The 16479-nt window shown below is 43.6% G+C and carries 8 protein-coding genes and 1 pseudogene; 4 read left to right on the top strand and 5 right to left on the bottom strand.

The window, feature by feature from the left end:
- Positions 1 to 43: 43 nt before the first annotated feature.
- The 4 genes and pseudogenes from MA_RS05355 to MA_RS05340 all read right to left on the bottom strand — a co-directional run bounded on the left by MA_RS05355 (position 44) and on the right by MA_RS05340 (position 5507).
- Positions 44 to 1653, bottom strand: a pseudogene (locus MA_RS05355) (IS1634 family transposase).
- Positions 1654 to 1909: 256 nt separating this feature from the next.
- Positions 1910 to 2512, bottom strand: a complete 603-nt coding sequence (locus tag MA_RS05350) for an indolepyruvate oxidoreductase subunit beta (protein ID WP_011021058.1) — start codon at positions 2510 to 2512, stop codon at positions 1910 to 1912.
- Positions 2509 to 4311: an indolepyruvate ferredoxin oxidoreductase subunit alpha gene (gene iorA, locus MA_RS05345; RefSeq protein WP_048065029.1), complete on the bottom strand. Its 1803-nt coding sequence runs from the start codon at positions 4309 to 4311 to the stop codon at positions 2509 to 2511. The genes MA_RS05350 and iorA overlap by 4 nt, the downstream gene beginning before the upstream one ends.
- A 404-nt stretch (positions 4312 to 4715) precedes the next feature.
- Positions 4716 to 5507 carry a zeta toxin family protein gene (locus MA_RS05340; RefSeq protein ID WP_011021056.1) on the bottom strand — a complete coding sequence of 264 codons (792 nt, stop codon included), beginning with the start codon at positions 5505 to 5507 and terminating at the stop codon, positions 4716 to 4718.
- A gap of 506 nt (positions 5508 to 6013) precedes the next feature.
- On the opposite strand from MA_RS05340, the gene MA_RS05335 reads away from it, so the two are divergent.
- The 3 genes from MA_RS05335 to MA_RS05325 all read left to right on the top strand — a co-directional run bounded on the left by MA_RS05335 (position 6014) and on the right by MA_RS05325 (position 10355).
- Positions 6014 to 7171 carry a mechanosensitive ion channel family protein gene (locus MA_RS05335; protein WP_011021055.1) on the top strand — a complete coding sequence of 386 codons (1158 nt, stop codon included), beginning with the start codon at positions 6014 to 6016 and terminating at the stop codon, positions 7169 to 7171.
- Positions 7172 to 7714: 543 nt separating this feature from the next.
- The gene (locus MA_RS05330; RefSeq protein ID WP_011021054.1) at positions 7715 to 9055 is read left to right on the top strand and encodes a dihydrolipoyl dehydrogenase family protein; all 1341 of its coding nucleotides are present in this window, start codon (positions 7715 to 7717) and stop codon (positions 9053 to 9055) included.
- 292 nt (positions 9056 to 9347) lie between these two features.
- Positions 9348 to 10355, top strand: coding sequence for a type II glyceraldehyde-3-phosphate dehydrogenase (locus MA_RS05325; RefSeq protein WP_011021053.1), 1008 nt, complete (start codon positions 9348 to 9350; stop codon positions 10353 to 10355).
- Positions 10356 to 10623: 268 nt separating this feature from the next.
- On the opposite strand, the gene MA_RS29720 is transcribed toward MA_RS05325, so the two are convergent.
- On the bottom strand, positions 10624 to 11136 hold the full coding sequence (locus MA_RS29720) for a DUF134 domain-containing protein (protein WP_011021052.1): 513 nt from the start codon (positions 11134 to 11136) through the stop codon (positions 10624 to 10626).
- 2920 nt (positions 11137 to 14056) lie between these two features.
- On the opposite strand from MA_RS29720, the gene cdhA reads away from it, so the two are divergent.
- Positions 14057 to 16477, top strand: a complete 2421-nt coding sequence (cdhA, locus tag MA_RS05310) for a CO dehydrogenase/acetyl-CoA synthase complex subunit alpha (RefSeq protein ID WP_011021051.1) — start codon at positions 14057 to 14059, stop codon at positions 16475 to 16477.
- Positions 16478 to 16479: the final 2 nt, after the last annotated feature.

The following is a 16479-nucleotide window of genomic DNA, read 5'->3' as shown; positions in this document are numbered from 1 at the left end:
ATTTAATGTGGATATATAACGTTTATTCGGCATGTTAACTTAATCAGAGATAGACATTTTCATATTTCTTCCCCATTAGCCTCAATATCATCCAGTGAATCTCCTCCATATTCAATATTTCTGATTTCATTTGTCCTTCGTTCTGAGAAATAAGTTCTGTAATTCCCTGGAAATTGAAAAATATCCATCTCATTGTAGGTCTTTTTGTTGGTTTCCCTTTTTGATCTGGAGCCGTTTCATTTTCTTCGTCTAATTTTGTCCATAATTTCCATTCTGCAATTGAATAAATCATTAAGCTGAGAACCATTATCATAGTCAGCGCTTCAATTCTCTTTTTGTTCTTGAGGTAAACTTTCGATATGCTAAATGTATCACTTTTCAAGAAGCTGAATCCTTTTTCCACGTTATCCTGACCTTTGTAATACTTCAGCATCTCTTCAGGAGAAAGACTGATAACATTACTCGCAAGGATGAAAAGTCCCATTTTCTCCATTTTTTTCAAAAAAAAGCATCATTAACCTTTATGCTGCCATCTATCCTGTAATAAGTCTTTAATTCCTCATCTTTTCAAGGTCTTCCTCTTTTACCCGATTTACGTTTTTTAGTGGATTTCACATCTACTTTTTCAAGTGAGACAGAAGGGAAATCTGCAATCCATTTCTCTGCGGCTTTTAATGCATCCTCTTCGCAGAAGAAATTTTCTCCTTTCAGCTTTTTAAAAGACTTCTCTGCTTTTTCAACCTCTCTGTCAAGCTTCATCCTTAGAGTTTGCTCTTTCTTCTCTTTCATCTTGTGAGAAAGCAACAAAACCCACTTTTGTTTTATTCCGCCATATTCCACAAAAGTTCGATAGAATGAGTACCTCTCATCACTTTTTAGCGTTTGCAAGTTCATATTTGAAGCTATCAGTTCCTTTGCCTCGGTAATTGTTGCAGGAACACGACTGATCCATAATGACCTTCCTATGTTCTGGATATTATTGTCTGTATAAAAGGAACTATCAGCGGCATAGTACACTTTGCTTTCAGGTCTTAAAACTGATTTAAGAGATTTTATTCCTTCCAGAATTGTGTTTTTGTCTGAAGCATTTCCTGAATGTGTATTCATGAAAAGAGGTATCCCATGCTGATTAACAATCAAGCTCGGCACAAACTGCTTGAGATCCTATCTTCCGTTTTCAGGAACTCAAAAAGTAATGTCAATAAACTCAGTTTCTTCGTCATCATAATCCCCATAAACGCTGACACTTGTAGTGTCAGCGTGTAAACAGTGAACAGGAATAGGTAGACGAGCCATAATGTGAAGAGTAATTTCCGTAAACAGTTTTGTAGGGCCGTATCTGACGATTCTGTCAAGAGTCTCTCCGATAACGTATTGATTCAGGTCTTCTCTTGTCATACCGTCTCCTAAAAGCCTTTCCGTAGAAATGTTTTTGAAAAAATCAGGGAACAGGTACAGACGTTGCCCTATGAAACCAAGACCATTGATTACCATGGCAAAGATGCAAACTGAGTGAGGGACGGTGTGATCTCTTTCTTTTGGAAGTTTCTCATCGATCAGTTTGTCAACTTCAAGTTCTCTGAAAACTCCAGTCATAAGGGGATGTCCGACAATTATTGGTAGTAATAAAAAAGTGCTAAAAAGAAAGCAAATAAGCCCTTTAAATCAAAAAAGAAGGATTTCATTTATTACCGGAGGTAATTGTAGGACAGCCTGATAAGGCCGAGGTTACCTAAGAACCTTGTACGTTTTAAGGAGGATTCAACTCTTCTACTGCTGTTTTTCTCTGTCATGGGAAGACCGGGAAAGAGGTATAAAATTAATAATATTAATCTATATGTTTACCTTCCGAATGAAAGATACAAAACAAAATAGAGAAAAAAGTAGAAGACTGAAGTCTTCCCTACTTTCAGCTTTCCTCTACTTTTCTTCTCCCCATCTCAAAAGCCCTGACATTAATCTCGATTGTTTTCTGCGGTACAAGAGCCTTCACGCTCTCAAGCAGGGATTCTTTCGGAACAGGCAGGTAACCGGAAACTGCCCCAACCATTGCCACGTTCATTGCAAGCCTGCTCCCGGCTTCATAAGCCAGGTCGTCTGCATTAAAGGCTTTGACTATGTATTTTTCCGAAAGGGTGTCAAGGATTTCCTGGACATCCGGGTACTTTGCCATTCCGGAAGTAACGGTTACGGGGATGATAGGTTGAGTATTAACTATAATCACTCCGCCGTCTTTCAGGAAATCAAGGTACCGAACCGCTTCCATGGGTTCAAGGGCAAGCATGATATCGGCTCCTTTTTTAGGGATCATTGACCCGAAATCGGAACCCAGCCTTATGTGGTTTACAACCGAACCTCCGCGCTGTGCCATGCCATGGGTCTCGGCTGCCCGAATGGGAATCCCTGAAACGACTGCGGCTTTTCCGATAATGTCCGATGCAAGGATTGCCCCCTGCCCGCCAACACCCGTGATCAAAAGGTCGATTTTCTTTACTCCGGCTCTCTCGCTCATCTCTTCACCTCCCGGATAGCATCAAACTTGCAGATTTGCGCACAGACTCCACACCCGCTGCAGAGGGCAGTAATAACAGCACGCTTGTTTTCCTCATCAAATTCGATTGCAGGGCAGCCGAACTTAACACATTGCTTGCAGCCTTCGCACTTTTCAGGATCAACGACATACGGGATCCTTTTGATCCCCGCCCTCTTGCCTGAGATTACACAGGGCTGTTTTGCAATAACCACGGCTGTGCCTTCGAAATCCTTTGCGGCTTTGAAAGCTTCCTGAGTCTCTTCCAGGTTGTAGGGGTCAACAACCGCCACGGATCCGGTTCCCATAGCCCTGCAGAGTTCGGCAAGCGAGACCTCAACAGTTGGCTCTCCGGTAATCGTATAGCCGACTCCGGGGTTTGGCTGGTGCCCGGTCATGGCCGTGATGCGGTTGTCAAGAATTGTGACCGTAATATTGGCTTTGTTGAAGACCGCATTCAAAAGCGAGTTCATACCTGTATGGAAAAAGGTTGAATCCCCGATGGAACAGCAGATCGGGCGCTTTTCTCCTGCATGGTAAAGCCCCGATGCAATGCTTATGCTTGAGCCCATGCAGAGCGTGGTCTCAACGGTTCCGCTCTGAATCCCGAGGGTATAACAGCCGATATCGCTCGGGTAGATAGCATCTTTTCCAAAAACCTTCTTCATGGAATAGAAAGTTGCCCTGTGAGAACAGCCGGCGCAGAGGGCAGGCGGGCGGGGAGCAAGTTCAAGGGAAATGCTTCCTGTTTCGGGTTCGACATCCAAGTCAAAAGCTTTCTTCAGGGCTTCGAGGAAAGCGCTGATGTCCAGTTCTCCTTCCCGCGGGACAAAGCTGCCAGCTTTTCCCATGACCGTAACCGGAAGGCCGGCTTCCTGCGCAATCAGCTTTACCTGCTCTTCCACAATCGGTTCGAGTTCTTCAAAGATAAGAACAGCATTTACTGTTTCAAGCATTTCCAGAATAAGCTTTTTCGGGACAGGATAGGTCCCTATCTTCAGGAAGGATGCTTCAAGCCCCAGTTCCTCCAGGGCCTCTTTTGCATAAACGGATGCGATACCTGCTCCTATTACCCCGAGTTTTGCATCAGGTTTCAGTTCCAGGGAGTTCCAGGGGGATTCGGCAAGCGCGTCCTCCATTGCCTTCTGGATCGAGAGGAGATGGGTATGGCGGGGCCGAGCATTCTTGGGCAGCATGACCCAGCGGTCGAGCAGTTTTTCAAAATTAGGCTCGGGTTTGTCTGTCGGAATTCCCCCTAGCTCGATATCGGATTTCCCATGGGAGATCCTGGTTGTGGGTCGGAAGATAACCGGAATTTCAAATTTTTCAGAAAACTCAAAAGCATAAGGAATCATATCCTTGGCTTCCTGAGGGGTTGAGGGATCAAAACAGGGCACAAGGGCAAACTGGGCATAACGCCTTGTATCCTGCTCGTTCTGGGAAGAGTGGCAGGAAGGGTCATCAGCCACAATTGCGATCAACCCGCCTTTTGTCCCTGCATAGGCGAGGGTCATGAAGGGGTCGGCTGCAACATTTAACCCGACGTGCTTCATGGTCACCACCGAACGCACCCCGGCCCAGGCGGCTCCGACTGCCACTTCCATTGCAACCTTTTCGTTCACGGACCATTCTATATAGTAGTCCCGGCCCTCCCGGGAAGCAAGCGTGTCTATAATCTCCGAAGAAGGAGTTCCCGGATAGCCTGCAGCTAGCTGTACGCCGCCTTCCAGAAGGCCCCGGGCGATTGCCACGTTTCCAAGCATGTACTCGCGTGTAGTCATAATCATCATCTCCACAATTAAAACAGGGAAAATGCAATTCTAAAAATGCATTTCCCTGTTAATCAGTGTTAAATAAGTAAGAAATCCAGGAAAAGACAGCTCCGGTAAACAAGACCTGCTGTCCATAGACTAAGTAAAACTTTTGCATTATTCAAATAACACGATCAATAATATACTTTCGGATAATTGTCCGGAATTTTCCCGTGGAGTTGCACTAGTCGAGTTAAGGCTCGTCAGTGCTCCGTCCGTTTCATCGTCTTCACTCGCTTAAGCAGACTAATAAGAAAGAAAATTCACTCAGGGCTGAGTCCCTGAAAGTAAAGTATCAAAAAAAGAGAAGGGCTGCCCGGAAAAATTAAAATGGGCAAAATTAAATGTACTGGTTCACAGGCCCGGTTCATGAATCAATTCTGATCCAGGAACTCCGCAAGTTCTGCGATTCCATCAAGTTCAATATCGAATTCCGCACCTTTCAGGGACGCCCTGAAAAGTTCCCTGTCTGCCGGAATCACCGCGGCAACTTTCGAGGAATCAACCGCTTCAAGTAGCTCGCCTTTAATGTCCTCCTCAACTTTGTTCAGCACAAAGAAAACCCTGTTTCCGGCCTGTTCCCCGAGCTCATCGAACTTTTTGGACAACTTAAGGGATTCAAAGGAGGGGTCTACCACAACCAGGATCGTGTCAAAATCCTTTGCAACTCCTCGCCCGAAATGCTCCACGCCAGCTTCCGTGTCCACGAGAACGATATCATCTTCTGCAAGATCCAAGTTTTCGAGAAATTCCCGTGTGAGGACCCCCATAGGACAGGCACAGCCTTCCCCGAACTCATGGATTTTTCCAATTGCCATGAGCCTTATCTTTCCCCTCTCTTCCACGAATTCCGGAGGCAGGTCGGAAAAGCTCCACCTCTCTTCAAAAAAGCGGGACTTCGGCTGGCCTCCCAAAGCCCCAGGAACTGCAAGCCCGCCTAGAGGAGCAGTCTTCGGAGCTCTCTGTTTTTGCTTGAAACCCTGTTTTCCTCCGAAGTACTCCATAAGGTCCCTTGGAGCCGCAAGCCCGAGCTGGCCATGTAGCCCGTAGTTGGATTCATCGGTATCGAGCACAAGCACGTTCTTTGTTTTTGCCATCTGCTTTGCCAGGAGCGCAGAAATCGTGCTCTTTCCACTTCCGCCTTTCCCGCATACTGCGATTTTCATATCCAGTTCACCTATCACAAGAATTTATCCACAATAATTTATTTAAGAGCTTTTAAAGTTATTTCCCGCAGGACGGGAAGAAGAAAATTACGGCCCACGAGATCAGGTAGGAGTAAAAGTAAAAGTACTTTCCTTTTCAGATAGGAGTTTACCCATACCTTCCCCCCATGCATTTCTACGAATTTTTTGACAAAGACAAGACCCAGACCTGAGCCCCTGCTTCACCCACAAGTTTTGAAGTTAATAATATCAAGCATCAGAAACAAATTAACAGTAATTGACAGGATACGAAAAGAGCTAACAGGACGTAATAGGGTATAACAGGATGTAAGAAGATATAGCCGAGCTTGACAGAAAAAAATTATTTAAGGGAATCATGACGGCAAAAAAGAAAAAAGGAGAAGTTAAAAATTAGAGGAAGAAATTAGAGGAAGAAATTAGAGGGGGAAAAGAAGCTGAGCTATTTATCCCAGATTCTTGGGGACTATCTTGTAAGTATTATTACAGTGGCGGTTACCCTTTTTCTGATTTTTGCAGTTGACCGCCTGCTTGCCAGGACAAAGCTTCTCCACACAGACGTGAAATTTGCAAAGCAGCTAATCCAGTTTGTCATCCTCAGTATCGGCCTCATTTTTGTCGTGTTCAGCCTTCCGATTGCAGTCCAGTACAAGGAGTCGATTCTCAGCCTGCTCGGAATTATTGCCGGGGCTGCAGTTGCGCTTTCCTCCACCACTTTTATTGCAAATGCGATGTCCGGGATCATGCTGAAAGTTATAAAGCCCTTCCGGGCAGGAGATTACATTGAAAGCGGGAACTTCTTCGGGAGAGTTACCGACATCCACATCCTGCACACGGAGGTCCAGTCGATAGACAGGGACCTGGTAACCTTTCCGAACCTCAAACTGGTCTCAAACCCATTAAAAACAATCAGGACTTCGGGAACCATTATCTCTACCTGCGTCTCCCTTGGCTACGATGTCCCCCGCCAGAAAATCGAAAAAAACCTGCTCCTGGCCGCAGAAAAAATAGGGCTTGAAAACCCTTTCGTCCACGTCCTGGAACTCGGGGACTTTTCGGTCACGTACAAGGTCGGAGGGCTCTTAAAGAACATTGAGAGCCTTATCACAGCTCGATCGGACTTCAAAAAAGCTGTCCTGGACTCCCTGCACGAAGCTGATGTAGAAATCGTCTCCCCCAACTTCATGAACCAGAGGATCCTGAAAGAAGGGACCGTTTTCATCCCCCCAAAAGAGCCCCTGAAAGCCGAAGTGCCTGAAAAACCTCAGGAAAAGAAGCCTGAAGAAATCATCTTTGACAAAGCAATAGAAGCCGAAATCCTGGGCAAGATCGAACTTGTTCTCCTGAACCTGGAAAGAAAAGAAAAGGACCTGAAACAGCAGGTAAGCAGTGTACCGGAACAGAATAGAAAAGCAGAACTTTCAGGAAAACTGGAATTCTTAAAAGCCCGGAAAGAAGAGGTCAAAACCGAGTTCGAATCCATGAAAAAACAAATGGAAGAAACAGAGGAAATAATTGAGCCGGAAATGCGTTCAAGACAGCTTCAAAGCCTTAACCTGAAAGCCGATCACCTGGATATAAGGAGGAAAAAACTGGAAAAGGAATTGAAGGAAATTCTGGAAAACAAAAATCCGGAAAAGGTTTGAAATTTACAGGATTTAAAAAACCGTTTCCCGGTCAACAAGGATTTTCTCCAGTACGAAGCTCCTGATCAGTATCATTGTATGTTCCAGATCAGTATCATTGTATGTTCCTGATCAGTATCATTGTATTCTTTTCCATTGGTCATCGGTTAAGGAATTTTCTTGCCTGAAGGATATCGATTTCGCACCAAAAGTCGCCTTAAATTTTGTCCTATTTACATGAAATCGATACCCAGTTCCAACTCCCGATGGGATACAGTTTTTGAGAACTATTACGAAAATGGAGGCAATTTATCATGATTCCTTACTTAACCGAAGACGCATGTATTCTTTTTAGATCTGCTGAACTCGAAGAACTGAAACTCCCTGATTCAAGCCGTAATAGAAATCTTTCCTCCTTTCTTCATTGTATCAGGAACTTTTTTCAGGAAAAAAGTTCAGGTGAATTACTTATTCCTATAAATAAAATGAATAAAAGGATACAGGGGAGTAGCTATTTCACACTATCGTTTTTCCGGGAAGTCGCGAATAAAAAGGAAGGAAACTATGGAAAAGGACTACGATATTATAATTATCGGGACCGGAACCTCAGGCAGGACTTTTGCGGACAAAGTTGCAAGCTCAGGATTAAAAACAGCTATTATCGACTCGAGGGAATACGGGGGTGTCTCTCCTCCCATAGGTTGTGATCCGAAAAAGATGTTTGTAGATATCGCAGAGATTACGGACTGGAATAATCGACTTATAGGGAAGGGTGCGGGAACTCAAAATCCATTAAAGATTGACTGGCCTTCGCTTATCGAGTTCAGGAGGACATTTACGGAAAAATGTTCCAGAAAAACTGAGAACCATTTTGTGGAACTGGGAATTGATACATATCACGGAAAAGCTTATTTTGAAAATAAGAATACGGTCGCTGTCGGGGAGGATAAGCTTAAAGGAGAATATATTTTTCTTGCTACAGGTGCAAAGCCAAGAAAACTCAACATTCCCGGGGAAGAATACATAATTACGAGTGGGGAATTTATGGAAACCGAAAAACTCCCTGAAAGAATTATTTTCATCGGAGGCGGGCATATATCCATGGAGTTTTCTCATATTACACTGAAAGCCGGATCAGAAGCTATAATTCTGCACAGGAGTGAAAAACTCCTTAAATCCTTTGATTCCGACATGGTAAATTTTCTTATAAATGAATCCGAAGCTGCAGGAATCAAAATCTTCACAAATAAGCCGGTGATTGCGGTCGAAAAAGAAGGCAACAGCTTTCTGGTCAGGGCCGGGTCTGAATCCGAAATCCGGAGTTTCCGTGCGGATATGGTAGTTCATGGAGCAGGTCGTGTTCCGTATATAGAGGAGCTGCATCTCGAAAAAGCCGGGGTCAGGGTTGAAGGGGGAGCTATTGAAGTTGATAAGCACATGAGGACTTCAAATCCCCGAATCTATGCAGGTGGGGACTGCGCCTCGGAGGGTATGCAGCTTACTCCTGTGGCAGCCTATCAGGGAGAAGTTGCAGCAGTTAACATCCTTACCGAAGATAGTGTCGAGGCTGACTACAAAGGCATTCCAAGTGCGGTCCACACCATGCCTGTCCTGGCTTCGGTAGGAATCAGCACCGTTAAAGATAGCGATAAGTATAAGATAATCTTCCGGGACAGGAGCAGCGAAAAAACAGGCCGGAGCGAAGGAGCGGATTTTGTGGCTTCAAAGGTAATTATCGATGAAGCAAATGACCGTATAATGGGAGCTCATATTCTGGGTCCGAATGCCGGAGAAGCTATCAACATTTTCGCTGCAGTAATGAGGCTTGGACTCAAGGCATCTGATATGAAAAAGATGATTTTTTCCTATCCAACTGTATGTTCGGATATTCCTTATATGCTGTAAATATTCCGGCAAGAGCCAAACAGATAATCAAAATTATCTTCCAGTGCCTGATTTCATGGGGGTAAACAGGATTCCGGATCTCTTTGAGTTATTCAAGACTGGTTCAATATTCGGATCGTGCATTGTTCACGATATAAGTTTTCACGATATAAGTTACGAGATTGGGCTGAAAAATCAATATCGTTAAACCTGAAATTGCCCAAAAAGTGCAACAATAACGACTATTGCACTTGATTTAAGACATAAGAATACATAGGTTTCAGGATAGAATAAATACAGGACAGGATGACAAATGGCTAAAGCAAAGATTGCAGTAAACGGTTACGGAACCATAGGGAAAAGAGTTGCAGACGCCGTTAAGGCTCAGGACGATATGGAAGTTGTCGGAATTTCCAAGAGGACGCCAAACTATGAAGCTGCAGTGGCCCATCAGTTGGGGTATGATATATATGCCCCTGCTGAGAATGTCGGAGCTTTTGAGAAGGCAGGGATGCCTGCAGCCGGATCCGTTGAAGAAATGATAGAGAAGGCTGACCTGGTTGTGGACTGTACGCCAGGGGGAGTCGGGGAAAAGAATAAGCCTTTATATGAGAAAGCAGGGGTAAAAGCGATCTGGCAGGGAGGGGAGAGCCACCCGATTGCGGGTTTTTCCTTTAATGCAGTCAGCAATTACGAGGGGGCTCTGGGCCGCGATCTGGTAAGGGTTGTCTCCTGCAACACCACAGGGCTTTGCAGGACTATCACACCGATAGACAGGGAACTCGGGGTAAAGAAAGTAAGGGCGATTCTTGCAAGAAGAGCAACCGATCCCAATGATATTAAAAAAGGCCCGATTAATGCAATAGTACTTCACCCTGTCAAACTTCCGTCCCACCACGGACCCGACGTAAGAAGTGTGATCCCGCATATAAATATCACATCTGCAGCCCTGCTGGTCCCGACAACTCTCATGCACCTGCACACCGTAAATATGGAAGTCGACACGGATTGTACTGCAGAAGACATCAAGAAAATTTTCTCTTCCCAGTCCAGAATCCGGTTCATTGGACAGGGGATTACTTCGACAGCAGAAATTATGGAAGTTGCCAGAGACATCAAACGCCCCAGAAACGACATGTGGGAGAACTGTATCTGGCCCGAGTCCATAACAGTGGACGAAAAAGAATTCTACTTTTTCCAGGCCATCCACCAGGAATCCATAGTAGTTCCCGAAAATGTGGACGCTATCAGGGCCATGATGGAACTGGAAAGTGACGGTGCAAAGTCGATCGAGAAAACTAATAAAGCTCTTGGAATGTAATAAAGACTTTGGACTATAAGCCTCTATGGAAATCCCGGCTTTTGAAGATTCCGGATATTCAATCTGGATATCCGGAGTTTTGTTTCGGATTCGAAGGCTCAAGTTCGGGATTTTGAGATTCTGGCTCCGTAGAAATCCTCCCTGAACAGGGGGTATCATCAGGTCAAATTTGAATCCGGAAACTCGACATTAAAAACCCAATGCACCCATGAGCCAAAATGGGCTCATACATAAGACTCCAGTCCAGTATCACTTGTCGATAGTATAGCTATTGTAACTTTTTTTTGCTTCCTTCACTAGTATTCCTGCTGCTTCCCTTTTCTTTAGGACAACAGTAATCATTCTCGACAAATCTCTTTCCTCTTCCATCGCCGCCGAGTCGGAAAATTAGACTTGAACCACAACTCGGGCAGTTTGTCGGACGGTTCTGGTCGAACTTTGGTTCCCACATATGATCGCATTCTTTGCAGAGAAAATTGACCCTACATTCACCAGTATTAATGTATTCTCCTCCAGATATCTCGATCGCTTTTCCGTTGACAAGAGCATCAGCTACTTTTTGCCGTGCCCTTTGGAGGTCGCTCCAGAAAGTTTTTCGGGATATTCCCATCCGGTCAGCAGCCTCATTCTGCTCGATCTGGAGAAGGTCGCAAAGACGAATAGCCTCAAGCTCTTCTATGGATATATTGGCGATTTCAAGACAGCAAAGAGGGATTTCTCTGGGCTTGTAATAGGTGGCCTTTGGAAAGCAAGAAACCCTGCGCTTAACTTTATTGACCATCAAATTAACTAATGCGACACGTAATAAATATCCATCGATTAATTTTTAGAAAGCGTTCAAAGTATTGACTGTAACATCGTCATTAAGGATTAGAGTGAACACAAACTACCATAATAACACCAAAAGTGTATACTCAGCAGAATGCCACCAAACCGGGAATCCAAAAATTTGAGACGATTAAAGTTGCCAAAAAATCTCCGCATATAACAGTCATAAGTGTTTTGCTGGAAACGGATCAGAAATCGTTTTTTTCTAGCTACAAGTATCGTGAACATGCTTTCGAGTATCACATATTAAAGATAAAAGTATTCAACCCTGTGTAGCCACCGAGAGCCCAGGGTGGCTTATTCCAACATATGACCTTAATTTGACAGATTCCAACGTATGACCTTAATTTGACAGATTCTACGAATTGATACGGAAAGGCCATACAAAAAAGCGCATTTTTCATTATAATATTTAGGATTCTGTCAAATCAGGAATATACTTCTCAAAATAGCCTGCTCCAAATGCTCTAAATGGTATGATCCATATGAGTTATACAAGTACTCAATCGTTTTTTTAGAGATAATCTGGATTGGAAGAATTGCTATACCTCAAGGTTTTAAAATCCTCTTAACCTCAGCTATGGTTATTTCATCATTTTGAATGGGCTCTAGAAATCAGAAGCAAACCTGAAATCAAATATATTACATTTAAACTGAAGGTTTTTTAGATCAGCTTGACAGTCGACAAATTTTCGTCACCTGTATCCATGGTAGCATACTTTCAAAATTGTTTCTTAAGAATAATTTGGAAAAAATTTATAGTGCAACTTGTAGAATCTTGATACTCCGTGTAACTCAACCGACCGTCAAACTACACAAAAGCGAGGTGGTATAAATAAATAACGCCAAGGGAAATTAGATATTGATAAAACTAAAAAATTCGGATCCATTTTCAGGATTCTGTAATTTAAATACAAAACCAATATCAATAAACACTCAACTGTATAAAAATCAATTAAAACTATGACATTTACCTGATAGTTTTGTATCATATATCCGTTAGTCCTGTGGCTATTTTCTGCCTTTGACAACTGATTTAACGTAAAATTTCTGTAAATCACTGGTACTTTCGTTTTGCCACTTATCCGAATAAACTCATTTATTATCTTATAAAAAATGGGCAGATGATACCGTTTTTCATGATTCGTCACGAGTCAGAGACATTAAGAATGTAGATAGGATTTATATAACGGACTTTTTCCTATTTTTATATTTAAACCGGACATAAATGAAAACTATTTATAGTACGTCGCTTATGTGTAATTTAGGAGTCTATCCGAAAAGCGCTGTGACCTACTGTAACTTCTACAATCATCGATCATAAATGAACGGATTCCGGATAATAAACACTAATTGTCCAATTGTAAATTTTACAACATGCATAGACTTTTCGGATAGTCTCCAATATCTCTTTTTCTGAGATCAGAACGTTCACTAATATGAGGTTTACCCACTAAAAGTCTAAAACAAAAGCCGTAAACTTCCAACTCCATAACAACTCAAGTTTTAACTGCTTAATTTACTGTGCTTGATTTTGGAGTGTAAGTGTGCAAATTTGATAAAAAGTTAAAAACGATCTACTAAAGATGCCATTAAAATAGCCGGAACATTCAAGCAGATGTCAATATAAATTGCACAGTCATTATCGGTATGCTAGATATCATAAAACAATCCTCTGATAAAGTGGCTTTGACAAAGTGACTTTAAGCATATTAGGAGGTAAAGCTAAAATAAGCAAATTAACTACAGGGAATTTTTCTATAGAAAATCTTGAATCAGTCCAGACCAGTGCCAATGATTTTTTTGGAAGTCGTTCCTGAAAGTTTTCCAGGATACTCCATTCAGCCGGTAGCCTCATTCTGCTCTACCTGGAGAAGGTCGTAAAGACGAATGTTTCAAGCTCTTCCAGGACCCGTTAATAAATACGAGAACATTTATCCGAATTTCTTTGAGTTTGCAATAGGTAGCTTTTTGGCTTCTTGATATTCCACTTAACTCGGCTCACTGTCAAAATACACAAAAGAGACGAAGTATAAATAACTAATGCTTCAATAATACAACTATTGGTAAAATAAATAAATTATGAATCCATTTTCAGGATTCTGTATTTTAGGTGCAAAACCAATAGCATTAAACTCATAACTGAATAAAATACGATTATAACTATGATGTTTACCTACCAGTTTTGCGCCACATGTCCGTTAATCCAGTAGCTATTTTCTGCCTATTATACCTGATTTAATGTAAAAGTTCTGCTAATTACAGGTACTTTTACTTTGTCTCTCATCCGAATAATTTCATGATCTTATCTTATGAAAAATGAGCAGATGATGCCGTTTTTCAGGCTTCGTCACGAGTCAACGACTTGTAAGAGTTTAGATAAGATTTATACAACGGAATTGTTTATTTTTATATTTAAACAGAACAAAAGTGCAAATTATTTATAATACGTCGCTAATGTGTAATTTAAGGGTATATCCGAAAAGTGCTGTGACCTACGGTAACTTCTACAATTGGCGGATCATAAATGAACGGATTCCGGATAATAAACACTAATTATCTAATTGTAAATTTTACAACACGCATAGAGCTTTTCGGGTAGTCTCTAAGATCTCTTTTATTATTCTGAGATCACAACGTTTACGAATATAGGACTTACCCACTTGATGTCTAAAATAAAAGCAGTGAACTCCCAACTCCATAAAAATTCAAGTTTTAACTGCTTAATTTACTGTACTTAATTTTGTTTGTAAGTGTGTAATTTCTATAAAAAAATAAAAAACGATCTCTAAAAAAAAGTCATTTAAATAGCTGGAACTTTCAAGAATCGTTGAATAAAGTGACTTTAAGCGCATTTAGGAGGTAAAGCTAAAATGAGCAAATTAACTACTGGGAGTTTTTCAATAGAAGATCTTGAATCCGTTCAGATCACTATCAATAATATTGTAGGGGCAGCAAAGGAGGCTGCTGAAGAAAAAGCAAAGGAGCTCGAGAAAGCAGGTCCCACACTTTTCCCAGGACTCGAGTCCTACAGGGATGACTGGAACTTCAAACTGCTTGACCGCTACGAGCCTGTCATCACCCCCATGTGTGACCAGTGCTGCTACTGTACCTACGGCCCCTGTGATCTCTCAGGGAACAAGAGAGGTGCTTGTGGTATTGACATGCTGGGCCACAATGGAAGAGAATTCTTCCTCCGTGTGATTACAGGTACTGCCTGCCACGCTGCCCACGGCCGCCACCTGCTTGACCACCTGATTGAAACCTTCGGAGAAGACTTACCCCTCAACCTCGGGCAGTCAAATGTGCTTACTCCGAATATCACAATCAGCACAGGACTCAGTCCAAAGAACCTTGGTGAAATAAAACCAGCCATGGAATTCGTAGAAGAACAGCTGACCCAGCTGCTTGCAACAGTCCATGCAGGTCAGGAATCCGCAGAGATCGACTATGACTCAAAAGCTCTCTTCAGCGGCAGCCTGGACCACGTAGGTATGGAAATTTCCGATGTTGTGCAGGTTGCAGCATACGACTTCCCAAAAGCTGATCCAGAGGCTCCTCTGATAGAGATTGGGATGGGGACGATTGACAAGTCCAAGCCTTTCCTGTGTGTGATCGGGCATAATGTAGGCGGTGTCACCTACATGATGGATTACATGGAAGAACACGACCTCACCGACAAGATGGAAATTGCCGGGCTCTGCTGTACCGCAATAGACCTTTCCAGGTACAAGGAAGCTGACAGGAGACCCCCATATGCCAAGGTTATCGGTTCCATGTCCAAGGAACTGAAAGTCATTCGCTCCGGAATGCCTGATGTTATTGTTGTGGATGAACAGTGCGTCCGCGGGGATATTGTACCTGAAGCCCAGAAACTTAAGATTCCGGTTATCGCGTCCAACGCAAAGATCATGTACGGACTTCCGAACAGGACCGATGCCAATGTCGATGATGTCGTTGAGGAACTCAAGTCAGGAGCAATTCCGGGTTGTGTGATGCTGGACTACGACAAACTCGGTGAACTCTGTATCAGGCTTACTATGGAAATGGGCCCGATCCGTGATGCAGAAGGCATTACTGCAATTCCCACTGATGAGGAATTCGCAGACTGGGTCGCAAAATGTGCAGACTGTGGAGCCTGTATGATTGCCTGTCCGGAAGAACTCGACATCCCGGAAGCCATGGGCTTTGCAAAGGAAGGGGACTTCTCATATCTTGAGGAACTCCACGACCAGTGCATTGGCTGCCGCCGCTGCGAACAGGTCTGTAAGAAAGAGATCCCGATCCTCAACATAATAGAAAAGGTTGCCCAGAAGCAGATTGCAGAAGAGAAAGGCTGGATGAGAGCCGGCAGAGGACAGGTTTCTGATGCTGAAATCCGTGCAGAAGGCCTGAACCTTGTCATGGGTACCACTCCGGGTATTATTGCAATCATCGGATGCCCGAACTATGCAGAAGGCACAAAGGACGTCTACTATATCGCAGAAGAATTCCTGAAGAGGAACTTCATTGTGGTTACCACGGGCTGTGGAGCAATGGACATTGGTATGTTCAAGGATGAAGACGGCAAGACTCTCTATGAGAGGTTCCCCGGCGGATTCGAATGCGGTGGACTTGTCAACATCGGATCCTGTGTTTCAAACGCTCACATCACCGGTGCAGCCGAGAAAGTTGCGGCTATCTTTGCCCAGAGGACTCTTGAAGGCAACCTCGCAGAAATCTCAGACTACATCCTGAACCGTGTAGGTGCCTGCGGACTTGCCTGGGGTGCATTCTCTCAGAAGGCTTCCTCAATCGGTACTGGGTGTAACATCCTTGGTATCCCTGCAGTACTGGGTCCCCACTCCTCCAAGTACAGGAGAGCTCTGATCGCAAAGACCTATGAAGAAGACAAGTGGAAAGTCTACGATGCAAGGAACGGCCAGGAAATGCCAATCCCGCCAGCTCCCGAATTCCTCCTGACCACTGCAGAGACCTGGCAGGAAGCAATCCCGATGATGGCAAAGGCCTGCATCCGCCCGTCCGATAACAGTATGGGAAGGTCCATTAAGCTGACCCACTGGATGGAACTCCACAAGAAGTACCTTGGAAAAGATCCGGAAGACTGGTGGAAGTTCGTCAGGAATGAGGCTGACCTCCCGCTCGCCAAGCGTGAAGCGCTTCTCAAGGAGCTCGAGTCCAAACACGGCTGGGAAATTGATTGGAAGAAGAAGAAGATTATCTCCGGTCCGAAGATCAAATTCGATGTCTCGGCACAGCCCACAAACCTCAAGAGACTTTGCAAGGAGGCCTGAAA

The sequence above is a fragment of the Methanosarcina acetivorans C2A genome, assembly GCF_000007345.1.
GTDB classification, from domain to species: domain Archaea; phylum Halobacteriota; class Methanosarcinia; order Methanosarcinales; family Methanosarcinaceae; genus Methanosarcina; species Methanosarcina acetivorans.
The sequence above is the reverse complement of the archived record's forward strand: the minus strand, read 5'-3'. Positions and strand labels throughout refer to the sequence as shown.

Bases quoted from the DNA above. Each gene is read 5' to 3' on its own strand.
- MA_RS29720 (WP_011021052.1), bottom strand. From the start codon at position 11,136: ATGGTCAATAAAGTTAAGCGCAGGGTTTCTTGCTTTCCAAAGGCCACC.
- MA_RS05340 (WP_011021056.1), bottom strand. From the start codon at position 5,507: ATGAAAATCGCAGTATGCGGGAAAGGCGGAAGTGGAAAGAGCACGATT.
- iorA (WP_048065029.1), bottom strand. From the start codon at position 4,311: ATGACTACACGCGAGTACATGCTTGGAAACGTGGCAATCGCCCGGGGC.
- MA_RS05330 (WP_011021054.1), top strand. From the start codon at position 7,715: ATGGAAAAGGACTACGATATTATAATTATCGGGACCGGAACCTCAGGC.
- cdhA (WP_011021051.1), top strand. From the start codon at position 14,057: ATGAGCAAATTAACTACTGGGAGTTTTTCAATAGAAGATCTTGAATCC.
- MA_RS05325 (WP_011021053.1), top strand. From the start codon at position 9,348: ATGGCTAAAGCAAAGATTGCAGTAAACGGTTACGGAACCATAGGGAAA.
- MA_RS05350 (WP_011021058.1), bottom strand. From the start codon at position 2,512: ATGAGCGAGAGAGCCGGAGTAAAGAAAATCGACCTTTTGATCACGGGT.